This window comes from Kribbella sp. NPDC055110 (assembly GCF_053607525.1).
In genome coordinates this window covers 58,916-78,821 of sequence record NZ_JBSGTS010000019.1, presented here as the reverse complement: position 1 = coordinate 78,821, position 19,906 = coordinate 58,916, and the positions used below count along the sequence as shown (strand labels likewise).

Annotated in this window: 19 protein-coding genes; 14 read left to right on the top strand and 5 right to left on the bottom strand. The window is 68.0% G+C overall.

Going from position 1 to position 19,906, the window contains the following annotated elements:
• The 5 genes from ACWF0M_RS26550 to ACWF0M_RS26530 all read left to right on the top strand — a co-directional run bounded on the left by ACWF0M_RS26550 (window position 1) and on the right by ACWF0M_RS26530 (window position 5,735).
• Window positions 1-885: an acyl-CoA dehydratase activase gene (locus ACWF0M_RS26550; RefSeq protein WP_452238420.1), complete on the top strand. Its 885-nt coding sequence runs from the start codon at window positions 1-3 to the stop codon at window positions 883-885.
• A 99-nt stretch (window positions 886-984) separates the two neighbouring features.
• Window positions 985-1,785 carry an SDR family NAD(P)-dependent oxidoreductase gene (locus tag ACWF0M_RS26545; protein ID WP_452238419.1) on the top strand — a complete coding sequence of 267 codons (801 nt, stop codon included), beginning with the start codon at window positions 985-987 and terminating at the stop codon, window positions 1,783-1,785.
• Window positions 1,782-3,617, top strand: coding sequence for an AMP-binding protein (locus ACWF0M_RS26540; protein ID WP_452238418.1), 1,836 nt, complete (start codon window positions 1,782-1,784; stop codon window positions 3,615-3,617). Before ACWF0M_RS26545 ends, ACWF0M_RS26540 begins: the two co-directional genes overlap by 4 nt.
• 37 nt (window positions 3,618-3,654) lie before the next feature.
• Entirely contained in the window at window positions 3,655-4,809 is a 1,155-nt protein-coding gene (locus ACWF0M_RS26535) for an acyl-CoA dehydrogenase family protein (RefSeq protein WP_452238417.1), read from the top strand.
• Entirely contained in the window at window positions 4,806-5,735 is a 930-nt protein-coding gene (locus ACWF0M_RS26530) for an LLM class flavin-dependent oxidoreductase (protein ID WP_452238416.1), read from the top strand. The genes ACWF0M_RS26535 and ACWF0M_RS26530 overlap by 4 nt, the downstream gene beginning before the upstream one ends.
• On the opposite strand, the gene ACWF0M_RS26525 is transcribed toward ACWF0M_RS26530, so the two are convergent.
• Window positions 5,713-6,477, bottom strand: a complete 765-nt coding sequence (locus ACWF0M_RS26525; protein WP_452238415.1) for a PaaI family thioesterase — start codon at window positions 6,475-6,477, stop codon at window positions 5,713-5,715. The two genes, ACWF0M_RS26530 and ACWF0M_RS26525, sit on opposite strands and share 23 nt — an antisense overlap.
• Before the next feature lie 52 nt (window positions 6,478-6,529).
• On the opposite strand from ACWF0M_RS26525, the gene ACWF0M_RS26520 reads away from it, so the two are divergent.
• The 6 genes from ACWF0M_RS26520 (at window position 6,530) to ACWF0M_RS26495 (ending at window position 12,804) form a co-directional block, all read left to right on the top strand.
• Window positions 6,530-7,363: a LuxR C-terminal-related transcriptional regulator gene (locus tag ACWF0M_RS26520; RefSeq protein ID WP_452238414.1), complete on the top strand. Its 834-nt coding sequence runs from the start codon at window positions 6,530-6,532 to the stop codon at window positions 7,361-7,363.
• 92 nt (window positions 7,364-7,455) lie between these two features.
• Window positions 7,456-8,781, top strand: coding sequence for a cytochrome P450 (locus ACWF0M_RS26515; protein WP_452238413.1), 1,326 nt, complete (start codon window positions 7,456-7,458; stop codon window positions 8,779-8,781).
• Window positions 8,778-9,941 carry an NAD(P)/FAD-dependent oxidoreductase gene (locus ACWF0M_RS26510; RefSeq protein ID WP_452238412.1) on the top strand — a complete coding sequence of 388 codons (1,164 nt, stop codon included), beginning with the start codon at window positions 8,778-8,780 and terminating at the stop codon, window positions 9,939-9,941. The genes ACWF0M_RS26515 and ACWF0M_RS26510 overlap by 4 nt, the downstream gene beginning before the upstream one ends.
• A complete protein-coding gene (locus ACWF0M_RS26505) occupies window positions 9,922-10,230 on the top strand; it encodes a 2Fe-2S iron-sulfur cluster-binding protein (RefSeq protein ID WP_380194289.1) in 309 nt (102 codons plus the stop codon). The genes ACWF0M_RS26510 and ACWF0M_RS26505 overlap by 20 nt, the downstream gene beginning before the upstream one ends.
• Before the next feature lie 12 nt (window positions 10,231-10,242).
• Window positions 10,243-11,346 (top strand): NAD(P)-dependent alcohol dehydrogenase, encoded by a 1,104-nt coding sequence (locus ACWF0M_RS26500; RefSeq protein WP_452238411.1) that lies wholly within the window; start codon window positions 10,243-10,245, stop codon window positions 11,344-11,346.
• Window positions 11,347-11,361: 15 nt separating this feature from the next.
• Complete coding sequence (locus tag ACWF0M_RS26495; protein ID WP_452238410.1) at window positions 11,362-12,804, top strand: aldehyde dehydrogenase; 1,443 nt, start codon at window positions 11,362-11,364, stop codon at window positions 12,802-12,804.
• Between the two features lie 402 nt (window positions 12,805-13,206).
• On the opposite strand, the gene ACWF0M_RS26490 is transcribed toward ACWF0M_RS26495, so the two are convergent.
• Window positions 13,207-13,656 carry a hypothetical protein gene (locus ACWF0M_RS26490; protein ID WP_452238409.1) on the bottom strand — a complete coding sequence of 150 codons (450 nt, stop codon included), beginning with the start codon at window positions 13,654-13,656 and terminating at the stop codon, window positions 13,207-13,209.
• A 70-nt stretch (window positions 13,657-13,726) separates the two neighbouring features.
• Between ACWF0M_RS26490 and ACWF0M_RS26485 the strand changes: the two genes are divergently transcribed.
• On the top strand, window positions 13,727-14,299 hold the full coding sequence (locus ACWF0M_RS26485; RefSeq protein WP_452238408.1) for a TetR/AcrR family transcriptional regulator: 573 nt from the start codon (window positions 13,727-13,729) through the stop codon (window positions 14,297-14,299).
• 290 nt (window positions 14,300-14,589) lie between these two features.
• Here the strand turns inward: ACWF0M_RS26485 and ACWF0M_RS26480 are convergent, their stop codons facing one another.
• The 3 genes from ACWF0M_RS26480 to ACWF0M_RS26470 form a co-directional block, all read right to left on the bottom strand.
• Window positions 14,590-15,372, bottom strand: coding sequence for a L,D-transpeptidase family protein (locus tag ACWF0M_RS26480; RefSeq protein ID WP_452238407.1), 783 nt, complete (start codon window positions 15,370-15,372; stop codon window positions 14,590-14,592).
• A gap of 310 nt (window positions 15,373-15,682) precedes the next feature.
• Window positions 15,683-16,099: a hypothetical protein gene (locus tag ACWF0M_RS26475; protein ID WP_452238406.1), complete on the bottom strand. Its 417-nt coding sequence runs from the start codon at window positions 16,097-16,099 to the stop codon at window positions 15,683-15,685.
• Window positions 16,100-16,102: 3 nt separating this feature from the next.
• Window positions 16,103-17,047, bottom strand: coding sequence for an SEC-C domain-containing protein (locus ACWF0M_RS26470; RefSeq protein ID WP_452238405.1), 945 nt, complete (start codon window positions 17,045-17,047; stop codon window positions 16,103-16,105).
• 376 nt (window positions 17,048-17,423) lie between these two features.
• Here ACWF0M_RS26470 and ACWF0M_RS26465 point away from each other — a divergent pair, with 376 nt between their 5' ends.
• The gene (locus ACWF0M_RS26465; protein WP_452238404.1) at window positions 17,424-18,311 is read left to right on the top strand and encodes a LysR family transcriptional regulator; all 888 of its coding nucleotides are present in this window, start codon (window positions 17,424-17,426) and stop codon (window positions 18,309-18,311) included.
• Between the two features lie 67 nt (window positions 18,312-18,378).
• Entirely contained in the window at window positions 18,379-19,863 is a 1,485-nt protein-coding gene (locus ACWF0M_RS26460; protein WP_452238403.1) for a serine/threonine-protein kinase, read from the top strand.
• Window positions 19,864-19,906: the final 43 nt, after the last annotated feature.

The following is a 19,906-nucleotide window of genomic DNA, read 5'->3' as shown; positions in this document are numbered from 1 at the left end:
GTGACGGCGTACTACCTGGGTGTCGATCTCGGGTCGACGACGGCGAAGTCGGTGGTTGTCGACGACGCCGGTGCGATCCTGGCCGCCGAGGTGGTGCAGATGGGAGCGGTCAGCCGGGCCGGCCTGGCGCGGTCGATGGCCGGTGCCCTGGCGGCCGTGGGGATCGGCGAGGCCGACGTCACGGCGACCGTTGCTACCGGCTACGGTCGCCGGCTGGTTCCCGGCGTCGGCCGTACGTTCACGGAGATCACCTGTCATGCGCGCGGCGTCGCCGCGCTGCATCCGGGCGTGCGGCTCGTCGTCGACATCGGCGGTCAGGACAGCAAGGCGATCCTGGTCGACCAACTGGGGTTCGTGGAGAACTTCGCGATGAACGACCGCTGTGCGAGCGGGACCGGACGGTTCTTCGAGGTGCTGGCTCGTGCGCTCGAGTGCGAACTCGACGAACTCGCCGCTCTGGCGCTGGCGGGCTCCGAGGACCTCGAGATCAGCAGTATGTGTGCGACGTTCGCGGAGACCGAGATCGTGTCGCTGCTGGCCCGCGGCGAGGATCGCGCCGATATCGCGGCGTCGGTCCATCGTGCCGTCTCCGCGCGGACCCTCGGTCTCGTTGCCCAGGTCGGTAGACACACGCCTGTCGTGATGACCGGTGGGGTCGCCCGGAACGCCGCCGCCGTGCATTTCCTGTCCGAGAGCCTGGGCGCCGAGGTCGTCGTACCGGCTGAGCCGCAGATCACCGGCGCGTACGGCGCCGCCCTCCTGGCCCGCGAGAGCGCCGGCCACGCGCGGGACGTCGAACTGAACCCGGACGCCCGCCCGGCACCGTCCTGTTCGACCTGCTCGGCTTCGATCGAACTCACGCTCGGTCCGACCCGGACGCTCTGATCTTGGACCGATTCGGCGTCTCGAGGTATTGCTAAGTCAAATATAATGGTCTTACCTTTACAGCAAATATCGGTCGGGGATCGCACCGAGGGAGCCGGGATGACAGACGCACCGAAGGCCGCCGACGGCTTCGACTTCTCCGGTACGGCGGTCCTGATCGCGGGCGGGACCTCGGGAGTCGGGCTGGCAACCGCGGTTGCTTTCGCGCAGGCCGGCTGCCGGCGGCTCATGTTGCTCGGCCGGAACGAGGAACGTGGCAAGCGCGCGATCGACCACCTCCTCACGGCGGTCCCGGGCGCGAGTGCGGAGTTCCTCGCGGCCGATGTCAACGATCCGGCGGCTGCGGAGGGCGCGGCGCAGGAGGCGCATCGCCGACTCGGTGCCATCGACGTCCTGGTCTGCTCGACGGTGGCGCCGTACCAGCCGACGCTGCTGCACGAGATCCCGATCGAGGAAGTCCGGGACATCCTCACGCAGCAGGCGCTCGGTCCGCTGCTGATCAGCCGTGCGGTGCTGCCCTTCCTGCGCGAGCAGGGCTCCGGATCGATCATCACGATCGCCTCCGACGCCGCCAAGGTGCCGACACCGGGGGAGACCTGCCTCGGCGCTGCGATGGCCGCCATCGTCACGTTCTCCCGCACGCTGGCCCTCGAGGCGAAGCGGTACGGCGTCCGCGTCAACGCGATCACACCGTCGCTGATCGTGGACACCGGCTCGTACGACCGGGCCATGGACCAGGAGTTCAGCAAGAAGATCTTCGACCGGATCACTGCGCAGGCCCATCTCGGTCTCACCGAGCCGGTGGACCTGGCGAACCTCGTGCTCTTCCTCGCCTCGCCCCTGTCCCGTCTCATCACCGGGCAGGTCGTGAGCGTCAACGGAGGGATTTCGATCGCATGACCGGCATCGTGCGCCGCAGGGTCACTGCACCGGAGGACGTCGCCGAACTCGAGCGACTCCGGCCGGAAGACCTGCGGCCCGGCGACACGATCCACGCCTGCCTGGTCGCCGCCGCGACCGAAGAACCCGGCAAGCCTGGCGGCGTACGAGTTCGCCAGCAGCGTGCAGACTCGGCATTTGGAGAAGACATGACTGTGTTGACCACGTCGTACTGGCCCGCGGACGACCGCGCGGGCCTCCTGGACGTCACCTTGGGTGACCTGCTGCGTAAGGCCGCGACGACGGTCCCCGATCGCCTCGCGCTGGTCGACGCGGTCGAGGATCCGGCCGCGCGCAGGAGCTGGACCTACGCCGAACTGCTTGCGGATGCGGAACGAGCGGCCCGGGCACTGCTCGCTCGTTTCGACCCGGGTGCCGTGATCGCGATCTGGGCTCCGAACAGCGCGGACTGGATCGTGCTCCAGCACGGGATCAGTCTTGCGGGCATGATCACGGTCGCGGCCAACCCGGCGTACCGCACCCGGGAGCTCGGCTACATTCTCGAGCAGTCCGGCGCTGCCGGGCTGGTGCACGCTGACACCTACCGCGGCTTCGACATGACCGGCGTCGTCGACGAGCTCCGGCCGAAGCTCCAGGGGCTTCGCGAGGTGATCTCGTTCTCTGACTGGCCCCGCTTCCTTGCGAGTGGCAACGATCGGCAGAAGCTGCCCGCGGTGGCGTCGACGGATCCGATCCAGATCCAGTACACGTCGGGTACGACGGGATTCCCGAAGGGAGCCTTACTGCATCACCGCGGCCTGATCAACGCGGCGGCGTTCGTCGCCGAGCGCGCCGGGATGCGGGACGGCGGCGTGAACGTGAACGCGATGCCGATGTACCACATCGGCGGCGGCGCGGTGACGTCGTTCGGTGCCCTGGCCAAGCGCGGGACGTTCGTTCTGCTGCCGGGATTCGATCCGGCTCAGGTCCTGGAGGCCATCGAGACCTATCGCGGGACGCATGCTCTGCTGGTGCCGACGATGCTGCTGGCTGTGCTCGACCACCCGGACCGGACAGGCCGCGACCTGAGCAGCCTGGAGGCGGTGATGAGCGGCGCGGCGGTGGTGCCGGCCGCCCTCGTCCGGCGGACGACGGAGACGCTCGGATGCCGGACGACCATCCTGTTCGGTCAGACCGAGATGCACGGTGTGGTCACGCAGACGCGACTGACCGACGCACCCGAGGATCAGGCCGAGACCATCGGGCAGCCGCTGCCGCATCTGGAGCTGAAGATCGCCGACGTGACGACCGGCGAGATCCAGCCGATCGGTGTGGCGGGGGAGATCTGCTGCCGGGGGGACCAGACCATGATCGAGTACTACAAATTGCCCGAGGCAACCAACGCCGCAGTGGACGGCGACGGCTGGCTGCACCTGGGCGATCTGGGCACGATGGACGAGCGGGGATTCGTCCGGATCACCGGCCGGTTGAAGGACATGATCATCCGGGGCGGCATCAACATCTATCCGCGCGAGATCGAGGAACTGCTGCAGACGCATCCGGCGGTGGCCGAAGTTGCGGTTGTCGGCGTACCGGACCAGACGTGGGGCGAGGCGGTCGCCGCGGTCGTCCGGATCGCGGCCGATCAGGAGCAGCCGGGCGTGGACGAGTTGCGGGCGTTCTGCCGGTCCCAGTTGTCCGCGCACAAGACGCCGGCGTACTGGAGTTTCGTCGACGCGATGCCGACGACGGCGACCGGGAAGCTGCAGAAGTTCGTCCTGCGCGACCTGATCACCACGGGTGAGCTGCCGATGGAACAAGCGGCGCTGGCGGGACCGACGGCCGGCCGATAGTATTTGGTCAGTCCATTTACATCTGGAGGTGGTCGGCGTGTTGTCCTTCGCGTTCAGCCCGGAGCAAGAAGACTTCCGCGGCCAGCTGCGGAAGTTCGCGACGGCCGAGCTCGCGCCGCACTACATCGAGCGGGCGGCGCACCCCGAGTTCAGCTGGGAGGCTCACCGGCGGCTCGCGGAGCTTGGTGTGCTCGGCATCGGGCTGCCGGAGAAGTACGGCGGCACCGGCGAGCTCGATCCGGTCACGCTCGGACTGGCCACCGAGGCGCTCGCGTACGGCGACGTGAACGTCGCTTCGGCGCCGGTGCTGTCCGGACTGGTCGCCGCGCAGCTCGCCGTGAACGGGCAGGAATCGCTCGTCGACGAATGGCTGCCGCGGCTCGTCGCCGGTGAGGCCCTGGCCGCGATCGCGGTCACCGAGCCGTCCGGTGGGTCGGACGTGTCGGGCATGCGGACGGAGGCGCGGCGGGTACCGGGTGGCTGGCGGATCAACGGGGAGAAGATCGCCATCACGTTGGCGACTGCGGCGGCCGTGGCCTTGGTGTACGCGCGCGAGCCGGGGTCGGAGGGCCATCGCGGGATCAGCTGCTACGCCGTACCACTCGATGGTGACGGGGTCACGCGAACGCACACGCCCGGCATGGGTGCGTTGCCGTTGTGCTGGGGACAGTTGTCGTTCGACGAGGTTTTCGTTCCCGAGGATCACCTCGTCGGCGAACCCGGGCGTGGATTCGCCGCCGCGATGGAGCACTTCGACTTCAGCCGGCCCGCTCTGGGGCTGCTCTGTCTGGGTGCCGCGGAGGCGAGCATCGACGAGGCGTGTGTGTGGGCCGTGCAGCGGGAGGCGTTCGGCCGGCCGCTGGCGGCGTTCCAAGGGGTGTCGTTCCCGCTCGCCGAGCAGGCGACGTACCTGGAGGCAGCGCGCTGGCTGTGCTACCGATCGCTGTGGACACGCGAGGCGGGGGCGAAGCACACCCAGTACGCTGCGATGTCGAAGTGGTGGCCGCCAATTGTCGCCAAGGACGCGATCGAGACCGCTCTGGTGACGTTCGGGAATCTCGGTTACTCGACCGAGCTCCCGCTGCAGCAGCGGTACCGCGACGTGGCCAGCTACCTGATCGCCGACGGCACGGCCGGGATCCAGAAGCGGATCATCGCCACCGCGATGCTGGGCAAGGTCGCCGCCTCGTGAGGGTCGGCGTCGCGGTCAACGAGGACCTGCTGATCCCCGATCCTGCCGCGCGCCGCCGCCTGCTCGCTCACGTGGCCGACGTTGGCCTGGATCACGTGACGACGGGCGACCACATCAGCTTTCATGGCGGTGCGGGATTCGACGGGCTGGTGTCGGCGACCTCGATCCTGACCGGGCACGACACCCTCGACGTGGTGGTCGGGGTCTACCTGGCGGCGTTGCGGCACCCGATGCTGATCGCGCGGCAGCTGTCGACGATCTCGCAGCTCGCGCCTGGACGGCTGGTGCTCGGCGTCGGTGTCGGTGGCGAGGACCGCAGCGAGGTCTCGAACGCCGGCGTCGATCCGGCGACGCGCGGCCGCCGCCTCGACGAGACGCTCGAGCTTCTCCGGCGGTTGGCGACCGGCGAGACGATCGATCACGACGGCCGGTTCTTCTCGTTGCGGAAGGCAAGCATCCTGCCGGTTCCCGAGCCGCCGGTGCCGCTGGTGGTCGGTGGATCCGGGGATGTCGCCGTACGGCGTGCGGCGACCTACGGGGACGGATGGCTCGGGATCTTCTGCTCGGCCCGCAGGTACGCCGAGACCGTCGAGCGCATCCGGTCCGCGACCGCGGAGGTCGGCCGTCCGGAACCGTCCTGGTTCGGTCTGAACATGTGGTGCGGTCTCGGGCCCGACGCCGATCGGGCCCGCGACCTGCTCGATCGGCGGCTCGAGGCGCTGTACAACCTGCCTGCGGAGAAATTCGAGCACGTCACGGCGTCGGGCACTCCAGAGCTGGTCGCTGCGAGACTGGCGCCGTATGTCGCTGCCGGCGCCGAGCACGTGACGCTCATCATCGCGGCCGACTCCGTCCACGAAGGAATCGACCACGCGGCCGAGGTCCGCAGCCTGCTTCAGCCGGTCAGTGGGTTACCAGCGTCGTGACAGTGCAGCTCCTACCTGCCTCGTCGGAGCCGGTGACGTGGACGACACCGAGCGTGCGACCGGCATGCACGACGTGGCTGGTGAAGCGGAGTCGAGTACCTACTGGGACAGGGCGCAAGTAGGCCACCTGTACGGACGCGGCCGTCAACGGACTGCCGACGCGGTCCAGGGCCAGCGCGCCAGCCCACTCCGAAATGCAGAAACTCACACCGCCGTGCAGGTTGCCCATCGGGTTGGCCAGGACCGGAGTCGTCGTCACATCCAGTGCATCCGCCGACGTGGATACTCCGAGCCGGCTCATCAGGTCGCCGTCGGTCAGCGGCACCTCAGTCCACCCGCTGGTCGTGACCGGCGATGGGACGAAGCGGCCCCGTTGCCGGCAGTGGGCGATGACAGTGCCGGCGGAATCGACCACGTGGCCGGTGGCGAAGGCGCCGATGGCGTCCACCTCGAGCGCCTCGACCCTCGCCCGGACGACGGTGCCATCGGCCGGGACTGGTCCGACCAGGTCGATGCCGATCTCGGTACTGACCGACCAGCGCCCGCTGGGATGCGCCGCACAGATCGTCGTGCCGAGGACGTTGTCGACCAGTACGCCGAGCGCGCCGGCCCGCGGGATCTCGCCTGGCCCGGCGAGCCACGGCCCGGTCGTCATCGATCCGGTCCGGCGCCCGTCCGCCTGGTGCGGCCGGAAGCCGAAGAGCCGCTCAGGTCCGCCGTCGACGGCCAGATGTGGTGACACGGAGCATCCTCCGAGGATTGTCCAAAAGGTCATACCATTCTACAATAGGCCCGTGAGTCTGGTCGAGGTTCACGCGGCACTGCGTCGCTTGCGCTCGAGGGGCTCGGTGGCCGAGCTCGCCGAGTCGGTCCCGCGCGTCGTGCAGGGACTCGGGTTCAACCGGGTCCTGCTCTCGCGGCTGCGGGGGACGACCTGGATCGCGCGGTCCGGCCTGATCGCCGGTGACGTGGCGATGACCGAGGAGATGCTTCGGATCGGTCTCTCGACACCGGGCCGCACCGACGCAGGCTGGCCCGAGCGCGACGTCGTACGGCGTCGCCTACCGGCGCTGGTCCATGACGCGCAGGGCAACCCGCGAGTGCATCCGCAACTCAAGGCATTGATGAGTACCAGGGACTACGTCGTCGCGCCGGTGATCGCCGACGGAGTCGTGATCGGGCTGCTGCACGCAGATCAGAACGGCACGACCGGCACGCTCACCTCCGGCGACCGGGACGCCCTCGGCCTGTTCGCCGAGGGCCTGGGATGTGCGTTCGAACGCGCGATCCTCCAGGAGCAACTGATCGCGCTCAAGCGACGCATGGAGGATCAGGCTCGTTCGCTGGGCGATCTGATCGACGGTCTCTGCAGTGGCGATGTCCTCGAGCCGGAGCGATCGGCAGCACCGCGACCGTCGTACGTCGTCAGTGGGCCGCTTGCCGAGCTGACGCGGCGTGAGTTGGAGGTGCTGACGCATCTGGCCGCGGGGGAGTCCAACGATCAGATCGCCGCCAACTTGTACATCTCTGCCGGCACGGTGAAGACCCACGTGAAGCATCTGCTGCACAAGCTTGGCGCCGCCAACCGCGCCACGGCCATGGTGCGCTACCACCAGCTGACCTCGTAGGGGTACGAATCTCTCCCTTCCGGGGGATGTGTCTGTCCCACTAAAGGCCCAAGTATTGGACCAAACGTCTCCGATCCTGGTGGGAGAGACCGATGACCACAGCCGAGAGTGCCGACGTCCTGGTGACGCCGGAGGAGGTGGCCCGGCGCATCGTCCTGCCCGAGGGTCACCGTGACGACGCCGAACTGTTCGAGGCCTATCGCTGGCTGCGCGAGAACAACCCGCTCGGGAAGGTCTCGGTGGCCGGCTACGACCCGATCTGGCTGGTCAGCAAGCACGCCGACATCATGGAGATCGAGCGACAGCCGCACGTGTTCACGAGCGGTGGCGGTGACCGGCCCGGCTCGCACAACCCGATCCTGCAGAACCAGGCCGGCGACGCCTTCACCCAGCAGTTGACGGGTGGCAGCCTGCGCATCCTGGACACGCTGACCTACCTCGACCCGCCGGAACACACCGCGGTCAAGGACATCGCCGCCGACTGGTTCCGGCCGGCGAACCTGAAGAAGTGGGAGGACCAGATCCGCGTCCTCGCCCGGGAGGCGATCGGCAACTACCTCCGGCCGGGTAGGAACGACCTCGACTTCGTCCAGGACTTCGCGCTGTTCTACCCGTTGCACGTGATCATGACCCTGTTCGGCGTACCGGAGTCCGACGAGCCGCGGATGATGGCGCTCACCCAGGAGTTCTTCGGTACGGCGGATCCGGACGCGCAGCGTGCCGATGTCGAGCCGCTGACGCCGGAGGCCGCGGCACAACAGTGGGCTGCCGCCATCCAGGACTTCTACGCGTACTTCGACGTCCTGGTCGCCGATCGCCGGACGGACCCGCGGGACGATCTCGCGACGCTGATCGCATCGGCTCGAACGCCGGAAGGGGAGTACTACGCCAATACCTTTGCCTACGGCTGGTTCATCGCGATCGCGACCGCCGGGCACGACACGACCTCGAGCACGATGGCAGGCACGATCGAGCAGCTGGCTCTGCACCCGGAGCAGCTCGCCGCGGTGCAGGCTGAGCCGGCGCTGACTCCTGATCTCGTCAACGAAGGGCTGCGCTGGTCGTCGCCGGTCAAGCAGTTCACCCGGCAGGCGACGCAGGACTACACCTTGCGGGGCCAGGAGATCCGCGCGGGTGATCGCTTCATGCTGCTGTACCAGTCGGCGAACCGCGACACCGAGGTCTTCGAGGAGCCGGACACCTTCCGGCTGCAGCGCCGGCCGAACAAGCACATCGCCTTCGGCTACGGGCCGCACATGTGCATCGGCCAGCACTTGGCAAAGCTCGAGTTGCGCGTGCTGTTCGAGGAGTTGCTGCCGCGGATCAAGAGCATCGACGTCACCGGCGACCGGAAGGTCGTGCAGACCAACTTCGTGGGCGGGCTGCGGAACCTACCGGTTCGGCTGGAGCTGACGTGAGCCCGCGGGTCGTGATCGTCGGCAGCGGTCATGCCGGTACGACGCTCGCCGCGCTGCTGCGGCAGGGTGGTCATCGCGGCGAGATCGTCATGTTCGGCGACGAGGTCGACCTGCCGTACCATCGCCCGCCGCTGTCCAAGAAGTTCACCGGCGACCTCGAACAATGGTTGCGTCCGGCCCCCTTCTACGCGGAGCAGGACATCGACCTCCGGCTCGGTGAACGGGTGGTCTCGATCGACCGGACCGCGCGCCGGGTACAGGCGTCGAGCCCGTGTCCGTACGACGTACTCGTGCTCGCGACCGGGGCACGGCCACGGGAGCTGCCGGTATCGGGCGCGGGCGTTGGGGGAGTTGCCATGTTGCGGACGCTCGAGGACGCTCGGGCGTTGCGCAAGCACCTTGTCGCCGAGCGCCGGGTGGTCATCATCGGCGGCGGCTACATCGGACTGGAGGTTGCTGCGGCGGCTCGCGCTCAGGGCGTCGACGTGACGATCGTGGAGCGCGAGGATCGGGTGCTCGCCCGGGTCGCGAGTCCCGAGCTGTCCGCGATGCTGGCGGCGTACCACCGTGAACGTGGGACCACGATCGTGACGAACGCGGTCGTCCGCCGGTTGACCAGCCGGGACCGCCAGGTGCGCGCCGTTGTTCTGGACGACGGTACGGCGATCCCCTGCGAGGTCGTTGTGGTCGGGGTCGGCGCCGAACCGCGGGACGAGTTGGCTGCCGGCGCCGGACTGGTCTGTGAGCGGGGGATCGTCGTCGACGAGTGCGCGCGGACGAGCGATCCCGCCGTCTTCGCGATCGGTGATGTCACCCGGCGGCCGGTGCCCGGTGTCGACGGGGCGATGCGGCTGGAGAGCATTCCGAGCGCGACCGAGCAGGCGCGGCAAGCGACTGCCGCGATCCTCGGTCTTGATCCGCCCTCGCCCGAGGTGCCGTGGTTCTGGTCGGATCAGTTCGACCTGAAGCTCAAGATCGCCGGTGTGGTCCAGCCGGGACGTGAGGTCGAGCGGCGCGGCGATCCGTCGTCCGGGCACTTCGCGCTGTACCACCGCGACGAGACGGGCGACGTCACCGCGGTCGAGACCGCGAACGCACCCGCCGAGTTCATGGCCGCCAAGTCGTTGCTGAGGAGTCGTCATGCCCGCAGTCGTGTATGAGCTGCCCGACGGTTCCGTGCACTCGGTCGAGGTGCCGTGCGGGCAGAGCGTGATGGACGGGTCGGTGCGCAACAACCTCAGCGGCATCGTCGCCGAATGCGGCGGCAGTTGCTCCTGCGCCACCTGTCACGTGTACGTCGAGGACGGGCAGTTCGACGAGATCTCGGACGAGGAGCGCGAGCTGCTCGAGTTCGCGGAAGGGGCCCGGCCGGAGTCGCGGCTGTCGTGCCAGCTGATCGTCGGCGAGGGCTGCGGTGGGATTCGGGTCCGGGTGCCGGACACCAACTGAACGGAGAACGTGATGGAAATCAGTGCGGCAGTGGTGCGGGAACTCGGTGGATCGTTCTCGGTCGAACAGGTCACGCTCGATGACCCGCGGGCCGGCGAGGTGCTGGTCGAGATCGCCGGCGTCGGCCTGTGTCACACGGACCTTGCGGCGAAGGACGGCCACCTGCCGTTCCCGTTGCCCGGTGTGTTCGGGCATGAGGGGAGCGGTGTGGTCGTCGCCGTCGGCCCTGGTGTGTCGAAGGTTGCCCGAGGCGACAAGGTGGCGCTGACCTTCAACAGCTGTGGGGAGTGTGTGCAGTGCGTCCGCGGCGAGCCGTCGTACTGTCAGAGCTTCATGCCGCTCAATTTCGCCGGCGTACGGCCGGACGGCAGCAGCACGCTGCGGTCCGGTGACACGGTGCTGGGGTCGGAGTTCTTCGGCCAGTCGTCGTTCGCGACGCATGCGATTGCCCACGAGCGCAACGTGGTGAAGGTACCCGATGATGCGCCGCTATCGCTGGTCGGTCCGCTGGGGTGCGGCGTGCAGACGGGCGCCGGCGCCGTACTGAATTCGTTGGACTGCGCGCCGGGGTCCTCGTTGCTGGTTCTCGGTGGTGGGTCGGTCGGTCTGTCCGCCGTACTGGCGGCCGGGGTGCGCGAGCTCGGCACGGTCATCGTGGTCGAGCCGCTCGTCCAGCGCCGCGAGCTCGCGCTGGCACTCGGCGCGACGCATGCGGTCGACCCCGCCGACGGACCGCTGTCCGAACAGGTCCGGGGGATCATCAGCCGCGGTGTCGACTACGTGATCGACACGACCGGCGTGGTGAGCGTCCTGGAGCAGGCGATGTTGTCGCTGGCGCAGCGCGGGACGGTCGGGATCATCGGCGTACCCTCCGATCCGGCGGCCGCGTTGCCGGTCGGCCTGATCCAGGCACAGATGCTCGGGGCAACGATCACCGGCATCGTCGAGGGCGACAGCGTCCCCGACGTGTTCATTCCGCAGTTACTGGATCTGCACCGGGCCGGCCGGTTCCCGTTCGACAAGCTCATCACCACGATGCCGTTCGCCGGCATCAACGAAGCCGTCGCCGCCCAGCACCGCGGCGATGCCGTCAAGATCGTGCTCGTGCACGACTGATCCGAGGACAGAGCCATGATCGAGTACGACCAGCTGTACATCGGCGGCGAGTGGACCTCGCCGGCCGGATCGAGCACGATCCCCGTGCACTCCGCGACCTCCGAGGAACGGATCGGCGTCGTACCAGAAGGGTGCGAGGCCGACATCGACGCCGCGGTCGCGGCCGCGCGCAAGGCCTTCGACGATCCTGCCGGGTGGTCGCGATGGGAACCGTCGCAGCGGGCGGAGGTGCTCGAGCGATTCGCGGTCTCGCTGGAGAAGCGCAGCGAGGAGATGCAGCGGCGGGTGAGCGTACAGAACGGGATGCCGATCTGGCTGGCGCAGCAGTTCGAGGGACCGTTTCCTCCACTGCTGCTGCGGTACTACGGGGCGCTCGTGCGGGACGTGGCGCAGGAAGAGATCCGGCCGGGCATGCTCGGTGGCAAGTCGGTCGTGGCCCGCGAGCCGATTGGTGTCGTCGCGGCGATCGTTCCCTGGAACGTGCCGCAGGCAATCACTTTCCTGAAGCTCGCGCCGGCGTTGGCCGCGGGCTGCACCGTCGTACTGAAGCCGGCGCCGGAGACCGTGCTCGACGCCCTGCTGATGAGTGAGGCAGCTGTCGAGGCGGGGCTTCCCGCAGGGGTGCTGAACGTCGTTCCTGGTGGGCGTGAGGTCGGCGCCTATCTGGTGGCGCATCCGCAGGTGGACAAGGTTTCGTTCACCGGGTCGACCGCGGCCGGGCGCGCGATCGGCGCGACCTGCGGGCAGCTGCTGCGGCCGGTGACACTGGAGCTGGGTGGGAAGTCGGCCGCGATCGTCCTCGACGACGCCGACCTGCAGTCGTCGATCGAGAGCTTCTTCGCCGCGACCCTGCTGAACAACGGCCAGATCTGCTGGCTCGGCACCCGCGTCCTCGCGCCTCGATCGCGGTACGACGAGGTGGTGGACACCGTCACCGGCCTCGCCGGATCCCTGCGCCTGGGCGACCCGATGGACCCGTCGACCCAGGTCGGACCACTCGTCTCCGCACGCCAGCGGGATCGGGTGGAGTCGTACATCGCGAAGGGCCTGAACGACGGCGCCCGCCTGACCACCGGTGGCGGCCGGCCGGCCGATCTGGACCAGGGCTGGTTCGTCGAGCCGACGGTCTTCGCCGAGGTGGACAACCAGCACGCCATCGCTCAGGAGGAAATCTTCGGCCCGGTGCTCGCCGTGATCCCTTACGGCTCCGAGGACGAGGCGATCGCGATCGCCAACGCGAGCGACTACGGCCTCGGCGGCTCCGTCTGGACCACCGACCCCGACCGGGGCGAGTCCATCGCCCGCCAGGTCCACACCGGCACCATCGGCATCAACGCCTACGTCAACGACCCCACCGCCCCCTTCGGCGGCATCAAGGCCAGCGGCACCGGCCGAGAACTGGGCCCCGAGGGCCTCCACGCCTACCAACACCTGAAAACCATCTACCTGGCCCCGTGACAGCAGGTCCACCCAGCCCGAAGGATTGTCTCCGATCAATCGCTGTGGGGCGCAGCGGCATGGAGGGAACCGAGGAGAGCCAGTGAATCCTCGTCGGCTGAGCCGGCTGCAGCCGTCCCAACCAGGAGGACTGGCCGGGAGTTCTCTGAACGGTGTCGCGGGATCAGGCACGACGTCGCAGATGGCGGCGGAGTGTCTGACGGCCGGGCGACTGGGTCGGGCGGACGTCGTACCCGTCACCTCGTCCCTGACCGACAAGCACTGGCGCTCGTTCCGTGGAGCAGGAATCCCGCTGGTCGTGATCGATCCGGTCGATGTGCCGGACGCTGATGTACTTAGCGTCGGAGCCAGGTCGGCGGTGACCGAGCGGCCAAGCCTTCGGCAACTGGCCGCTCGGTGCGATCAGCTGAAATCGCTCGTGAAGTCCGCAGTGTTCCATTGCTGTGGCTTCATGACGTAGACGAGGTCGGTCTCAGGCCCGCCGGCCCGTTCCCACTCCTTCGTGTACTCCTTGCCGAAGTCTTCGCCGAGGTAGCGGGTCGCGAGGGGTAGTAGGTCTTTCGATGTATCGGTTGCCCGGATCTCGGCGACCGGTCCTTCGACGGTCACGTAGCGGTACGGGGTCGCCTCCGATTGGACGACGAGAACGAACCGCCGGGCGGCGTCGATCGCGATGCCCTTGCGGGACTTTCCGTTCATGATCACGGTCACACCACTGTCCGGCGAGTAGTCGTACCACACCGGGGCAGTGACCGGCGCACGCTCTGGATCCTCCGCTTCGACTGACAACACCCCGATACGTGCTTCGGCGAGGAAGGCCTCGCGCTCCGCCCGGGTCATACGGTTCGGCATCCGAATTCCTCTCATTTAGGTCGTTGACCTAATACTAGGTCAACGACCTAGAGCCAGCTAGGGTGCAGGTGTGACCACCTCGTTCAGCGACCGTGGCAGAGCCCGCCGGGACGCCGTGCTGGCTGCGGCGCGGGAGTTGCTGGTCGAGGACGGGTTCGACCAGTTCGTGCTCCGCCGCGTTGCGGCCAGGAGCGAGATGACGCTGGGGAACCTGCAGTACTACTTCCCATCCCGTGACGACCTGCTCGAGGCGCTGATCCGAGCCGAGTTCGAGCACGATCTCGCGGCCGTCCAACGCGCGACGACAGCCGACGGCTTGGAAGCGGCCGCGCGGGCTCTGGTGCGGAACTGGACGACCGGAGCAGGCGCCGTCTTCGGAACGATGTCGCTCCTTGCCTACCACCATGAACGATTCTCGCGTCTCAACCACGAGATCTATGAGGCCTTCTACAGGGAACTCGGAGTTCTCCTGCGCGGTGTCTCCGAGGGAGTCCCCGAGGCGGAAGTTCGACTGCGCGCGCGCCTGATCACGTCCCTGCTCGACGGGGTCGCGATGCAGATCCACGCCGGCGCCGCCACCCCCGAAGAGCTGACCACCCGCGCCGCCACACTGGTCGTGACGATTGCGACCGGCGCCGGGTAGCGCCGGCCGCCTTCAACGCCCGGGCCTCGGTGAGGGCGTCCTCGTACGACTGCCAGCCCGGCGACTCGTAGACCATCTGACCACTGACCAGGAAGGTCTGGTTGGTGAAACCGCCCGCGGAGGTGAAGATCAGCCACTCCTCGTACGGCGTCACCCGGTAGCCCGCGAACGTCTCCGCGATGACCGGAGGGACACCTTGCGGCAGATCCTCGTTGTGATGCTCGGCCAGCCGCGCGCACGCAAGGTCCAGCGTCTTCCGGTCGGTCATCAGACGCCCGGCAGGAACGGCACTAGTACTCGCCGTAGATTTGGACCTTGGTGCCGATCGGGGTGTCGGTGAAGATTTGGTGGATCTCGGGGCGCAGGACGCGAACGCAGCGGTGGCTGTCGGGGTAGGGCTTGACGAGGGAGTTGACCCGGGAGCCGTGCAGGGCGATGCCGGGGCGGTCCTTGAGGAAGTAGAGGGAGTCGTACATGTACGCGTCGTCGTACAGGCTGCTCTCGTGCGCGCCGGCCCACTTGCGCCAGACCGTGCCGGTGCGGTTCGGGGTCTCGTACCCGGGGCCGCCGGTGGAGATCCAGACGATCCGCTTGTAGGTCTTTCCGACGATTTGGTACAGGATCTGGCAGGTCTTGTTGACGTAGATGCCGGGGGAGCGGGTCGGTGCCGGGCGACTGGTTGCGTTGAGCACCGAGTACGCGTCGTTCAGGCTGAGTCCGCTGCGGCTGACCGGCATACCGTGCGTCTCGCGCCACGCGCACAGTGCCTGCTTGGCGCGGGCGGTGATGTCGCCGTCGATGTCGCCGACCGGGTACCCGAGCTTGTCCAGTTGACGTTCCACGCGCAGCGCGTAGTACTCCGGCTTCTGCTTCACCTTGGGCGTCGGCTTGACCGTCGGCTTCACGGTGGGCTTGGCAGTCGGCGTGGCGTTCGGCGTCGTACTGGTCGAAGCGTGTGCGGGAGAGGACGTTGTAGGCGAAGGCGTTGTCTCACTTGCGGCCACGTCGGAACAGCCGGCGAGTACGAACGACAGAACGACGGCACCGGCAACAAGACCACGTCGACGAGACACGGATTCCCCTCTCCCTCAGCATTTTCAGCGTCGCAGAACCACGCCGTGTAAGCGTGCAGCGACCCGCCGAGACTAATCTGCGAGAGGTTCCTCAACGGGTACACCGGCAGATCCCGTCACCGAACCGTTGCCGAGTTCCGGTGCCGGCTTCGTCCCGCAACCGGCTGCACAGGTACCCGCCCCGAAGCCGCCCATCCCGAAGCCACCCGTCCCGCAGCGGCCCGGCCCGGAACCCGCGGACCACCCCGCCGAGCCGGAACCCCCTCTTTTCCAAGGACTTCTGCTCGACCTGCAGGGTGAGGCGAACGGTTTACAGGCCGAGGTCGCGGAGGAATTCGGGCTTGTAGGCCTGCAGTACGACGTACCGCGGGTCCGGGACCTCCATGTCCGCGTTCTTGGCCTCATCGCTGGCCGCGTCGTGCGCGCCGACCGGCACGCTCGGGTCGGTCCAGTCCTGCTCGGCCGGATTCCACCGCGTCACCGTGTACGTCGCGTCGAGGTGCTCGTCGGCCACCAGATCCTTGGCGGTCCGCTCGGCTTCCTGCGCGTCCTCGAGCGTGAGCGTGTACATCAGCATCCGGTTCCCGTCCCGGGTCACCGTCACCTGACTTCCGAGCCGCTTCCGCGCGTCGTCATCCAGATCCAACGCCCGCAACCGATCCCAGAACGTCAACCCGTGCCCCTCGTCACTGAGCACAACCTCAACCCGAAACTCCTCATCCGCCATGCATCACACCCTACCGACCGCGAGCTCCGCCCCCGCACGCAGACCCGCAGGCCCCCACGCCTGCGGTGGCCCGGGAGGTTCGCCGGTGCCGCAGCACCTCTTGTACTTGCTCTCGGACCCACACCAGCAGGGCTGGTTACGTCCGGGCGGCCAGCGGACCCCAACGGCCTCGTCCGGATTCGACTCGTCGGGCGACAAGTCATCGCCCGAGCCGGCGCGGTACGCCATGACGCGGTCCATGAAGTTCTCGAAAGTCATCAGTTCGACGGTCACGTGCTCGTCGTACTCGCGGAGCACGCCTTCGACCGCTCGGTAGTAAGCAACGACGCTGCTGGGCGTGATGCGCGAGGGCCACGACTCGCGGGCCTCGGCGAACTCGGCTCGGCTCCAAGCCTGCACACGGCCGTCGACGATCGTCGGCAGGCGCAGGATATCGAGCAGGTCGAAGTAGCCGTCCATCGCTTCGACATCACCGATCTCGCCGATCATGTCGATACTGTCCAATTCGAGTCCGAGCGCCCATTTGACTCTGCGTCGGCCGCCCGCCATCAGCGTGGCCCATCGCGAAGCGCGGATTTCGTCATCTGTCAGGTGACCGATCGTCCGTGAATACCAGATCAGTGCGTCCACGAGCTGACCGCGTCGTTCGAGCACCGAACCTGCCCACAGCTGGGCGAACGGAGATGAACCGCTCTTGCTGACCGCCTCCTGGATTGCGCTTGACTCGATGTCGTCGTGCTGCTGCCTGATGACGTAGTCCGCGTAATCGGCGGCTGCGTCGCTACTGGAGTCGCCTCGTCCGGCGATCAGCTCCTGCCAGATCGCGGTCGCCTGGTCATGCTCTTTGTGCCTTGCATGCTCGCGCGCAGCGTCGAGCGGCGAGCATGCACGGTTGGGGTGGGTGTCGGGTTCGGGTTTGCGGTGCTGATCCGCCGGTTCGCCTTCCATGCCGGGAAAAGTATTCGGATTGGCCCCACGGCGAACGCACCTCTTTGCAGCTGTGGATATCTGGGCGTCCGCTCGCCGCGCGGAGTTGCCGCACTCACCAACGTGATGGTTTCGGTCGGCGCGTCGTGCTGCCAAGCGTGCCGGAGCAGCGCGAGTCCCAGCCGGGCGCGGTTGATGAGTGCCGCAGGTCCGCTGGACCACCTGGATGCGGATCGCCAGGCCATCACAATCGCGCTCCAGACGCGGTCCGCCGCCTGGAGGGAGCGGCACGGGTGCATTTGTGATGGCCTGGCGGTCCGCGGTGGTGGGGCGGGTGGTCGCGCCGACATGTAGGACAGGTGAATCGATTTCCTTCGATCGACTACAGTTCTTAGTCATGGAGCTGAGGCACTTGGAACACTTCGTGGCGGTGGCCGAGCAGAAACACTTCACGCGGGCTGCTGAGGCGATGTCGATCTCGCAGTCGGGGTTGTCCGCCTCGATCCGTGCGCTCGAGCGTGAGCTCCGCGCGAGTCTGTTTGTCCGTAACACCCGCAGCGTGGAGCTCACCGAGGCGGGGCGGGCGCTGCTGTGCGAGGGACGACGTACCCTCGCCGCCGCCGAGGCCGCGAAGGATGCCGTCGCCGCGGTCCAGGGGCTGCTGCGCGGTCACCTCACGGTCGGGCTCGAGCAGTGCCTCGGGGTGGTGGACGTACCGGCGCTGCTCGCGAAGTTCCGGTCCGCGTACCCGGGGGTCGAGATCGAGGTCCGCCAGGCCGGCTCCACGCCGATGCTCGACGAACTCGCGTCCGGCCGGCTCGACGTCGCGTTCGTCGCGACCGCCGGCGACCCGGTCGACGGGCTGGATCTGCGGCCGCTGTCGCGCGAGTCGATGGTCCTCGTCTGCGCGCCCGACCACCGGCTCGCGAAGGCGTCCGGCGTGACTCTCGACGACCTGGCGGGGGAGTCGTTCGTCGACTTCGACCCGACCTGGGGCGCCCGCGCGATTTCGGACCGCGCCTTCACGACGGCAGGCGTCGCGCACCCGGTGACGATCGAGGTCAACGACGTACACACCCTTCTGGCTCTCGTCGCTCACGACCTAGGCGTAGCCCTCGTCCCCGAACGCATCGCCGCCAAGCGCGGCGACCACGTCACCGTCTCGCTGGCCCCCGGCACCGCGTCCGACTGGCAAGTCTCCGTCGCCGTCCCCACCGGCCCAGCCGCCTCCCTGGCCGCTGACGCCCTCATCGGAATGCTCCCCACCACGGCCGGCCACAGCTGAGAAATGACACTCGCTCACGATGTAATGGGGGTTTGGTAACCGACAGCCACGACGGGAGATCGTCCGGATGGACCCCTTGCTGCCTGGTGAGCCGAACGAAGTCGGTCGCTATCGATTGCTGGGCCGGCTGGGTGCCGGTGGGATGGGACAGGTGTTTCTGGGACAGTCCCGCGGCGGCCGCTTGGTAGCGGTGAAGCTGGTGCAGGAGGGGCTGGCCGTCGATCCGCAGTTCCGGCGCCGGTTCGCCCAAGAGGTCCTGGCGGCGCGAAGCGTCGGCGGCTTCTACACCGCGCAAGTGGTCGACGCCGATGTCGAGGCTGATCGGCCGTGGCTGGCGACGGCGTACATCCCGGGTCCCTCGCTGCGAGAGGCGGTGGAGCGGTACGGGCCGTTGCCGCAGCAGGCCGTGCAGGTGCTGGGCGCTGGTCTGGCCGAAGGGCTGGCCGCCATCCATGCGTGCAAGCTGGTGCACCGCGATCTCACACCGGGCAACGTGATCCTGGCCGCGGACGGCCCGCGCATCATCGATTTCGGGATCTCCCAGGCGCTGGACGCGACTCTGCACACCAGGTCGGTGATCGGTACGCCGTCGTTCATGTCGCCTGAGCAAGTCCGGGGCGAGTACCTCGACGCGTCGAGCGATGTGTTCTCGCTCGGCAGCGTGCTGGCGTACGCCGGCACTGGCCGCAGTCCCTTCGGCACCGGTGCAGTGGCCACGGTCCTCTATCGCCTGCTTAACGACGAACCCGATCTGGCCGGTCTGCCCGATCCTTTCGCGGACATCCTGCGTACCTGCCTGGCCAAGGAGCCGGCCGACCGGCCGCCGATCTCCGACCTGCTCGACCGGCTCGGGGTGGACGGTGGAACCGCCGGGGGCTGGCTGCCCGAGCAGGTCACCCTGCTGATCAATGAGCACGAGCGTGCGACCAAGCCCTACACCGTCGCACCGCCGAAGTTACGTCCCGAACCGGAACACCCGCCGGTCAACCACCCGCCCGCGAAGGACCCGGTTGTCTTCGCCCTGGACAAGCACGCCATGACCAGGGCGACCATCCTGCGGTTCATGCTCGCCGCGATCCCGTTCGGCTTGGTCGCCTTCTACTTGCACGCCGACGGCACCGGTTTCGATGGCCTCGACGTGGGGCTCATCTTCTTCTGGTTCCTTGCCGGGATCAGCAGACAGGACAAGACGTACGAGGTTCTCGAGTTGGACGAGGACAAGCTCACCGTCCGGCCGAAGAACCAGCAGGCAAAGGAGTTCTCGATCCGCTGGGACGCACTGGAACGGGTCGGGTTGGTCGGAAATGAGGTAGACGCCTCAACCACTCCGGACAGCGACCCGAAGCTCGTCGTGTGGTTTCGCCGCGACGAGGACGTTCCCTGGGACTGGGCAGGGAGGGCCTACATCAAGCCTTTCGGGTCCGGCTTCTTCATCGCCCGGCCCGCGCGGGCGGTGGGCTGGTTCGGGGAGAGCCGCCGAGCCGCGGAGGTACGTGAGGCCCTGACCCGCTTCGCCGGCGAGAAGTTCGTCGAGACGGCCCCTCAGAACTGATCGGCGTACGGCGGCCTGGACGTGTGCCCAGGCCGCCGCAAAA

Bases quoted from the DNA above. Each gene is read 5' to 3' on its own strand.
- ACWF0M_RS26545 (WP_452238419.1), top strand. From the start codon at position 985: ATGACAGACGCACCGAAGGCCGCCGACGGCTTCGACTTCTCCGGTACG.
- ACWF0M_RS26540 (WP_452238418.1), top strand. From the start codon at position 1,782: ATGACCGGCATCGTGCGCCGCAGGGTCACTGCACCGGAGGACGTCGCC.
- ACWF0M_RS26515 (WP_452238413.1), top strand. From the start codon at position 7,456: ATGACCACAGCCGAGAGTGCCGACGTCCTGGTGACGCCGGAGGAGGTG.
- ACWF0M_RS26505 (WP_380194289.1), top strand. From the start codon at position 9,922: ATGCCCGCAGTCGTGTATGAGCTGCCCGACGGTTCCGTGCACTCGGTC.
- ACWF0M_RS26500 (WP_452238411.1), top strand. From the start codon at position 10,243: ATGGAAATCAGTGCGGCAGTGGTGCGGGAACTCGGTGGATCGTTCTCG.
- ACWF0M_RS26495 (WP_452238410.1), top strand. From the start codon at position 11,362: ATGATCGAGTACGACCAGCTGTACATCGGCGGCGAGTGGACCTCGCCG.
- ACWF0M_RS26490 (WP_452238409.1), bottom strand. From the start codon at position 13,656: ATGCCGAACCGTATGACCCGGGCGGAGCGCGAGGCCTTCCTCGCCGAA.
- ACWF0M_RS26475 (WP_452238406.1), bottom strand. From the start codon at position 16,099: ATGGCGGATGAGGAGTTTCGGGTTGAGGTTGTGCTCAGTGACGAGGGG.
- ACWF0M_RS26470 (WP_452238405.1), bottom strand. From the start codon at position 17,047: ATGGAAGGCGAACCGGCGGATCAGCACCGCAAACCCGAACCCGACACC.
- ACWF0M_RS26465 (WP_452238404.1), top strand. From the start codon at position 17,424: ATGGAGCTGAGGCACTTGGAACACTTCGTGGCGGTGGCCGAGCAGAAA.
- ACWF0M_RS26460 (WP_452238403.1), top strand. From the start codon at position 18,379: ATGGACCCCTTGCTGCCTGGTGAGCCGAACGAAGTCGGTCGCTATCGA.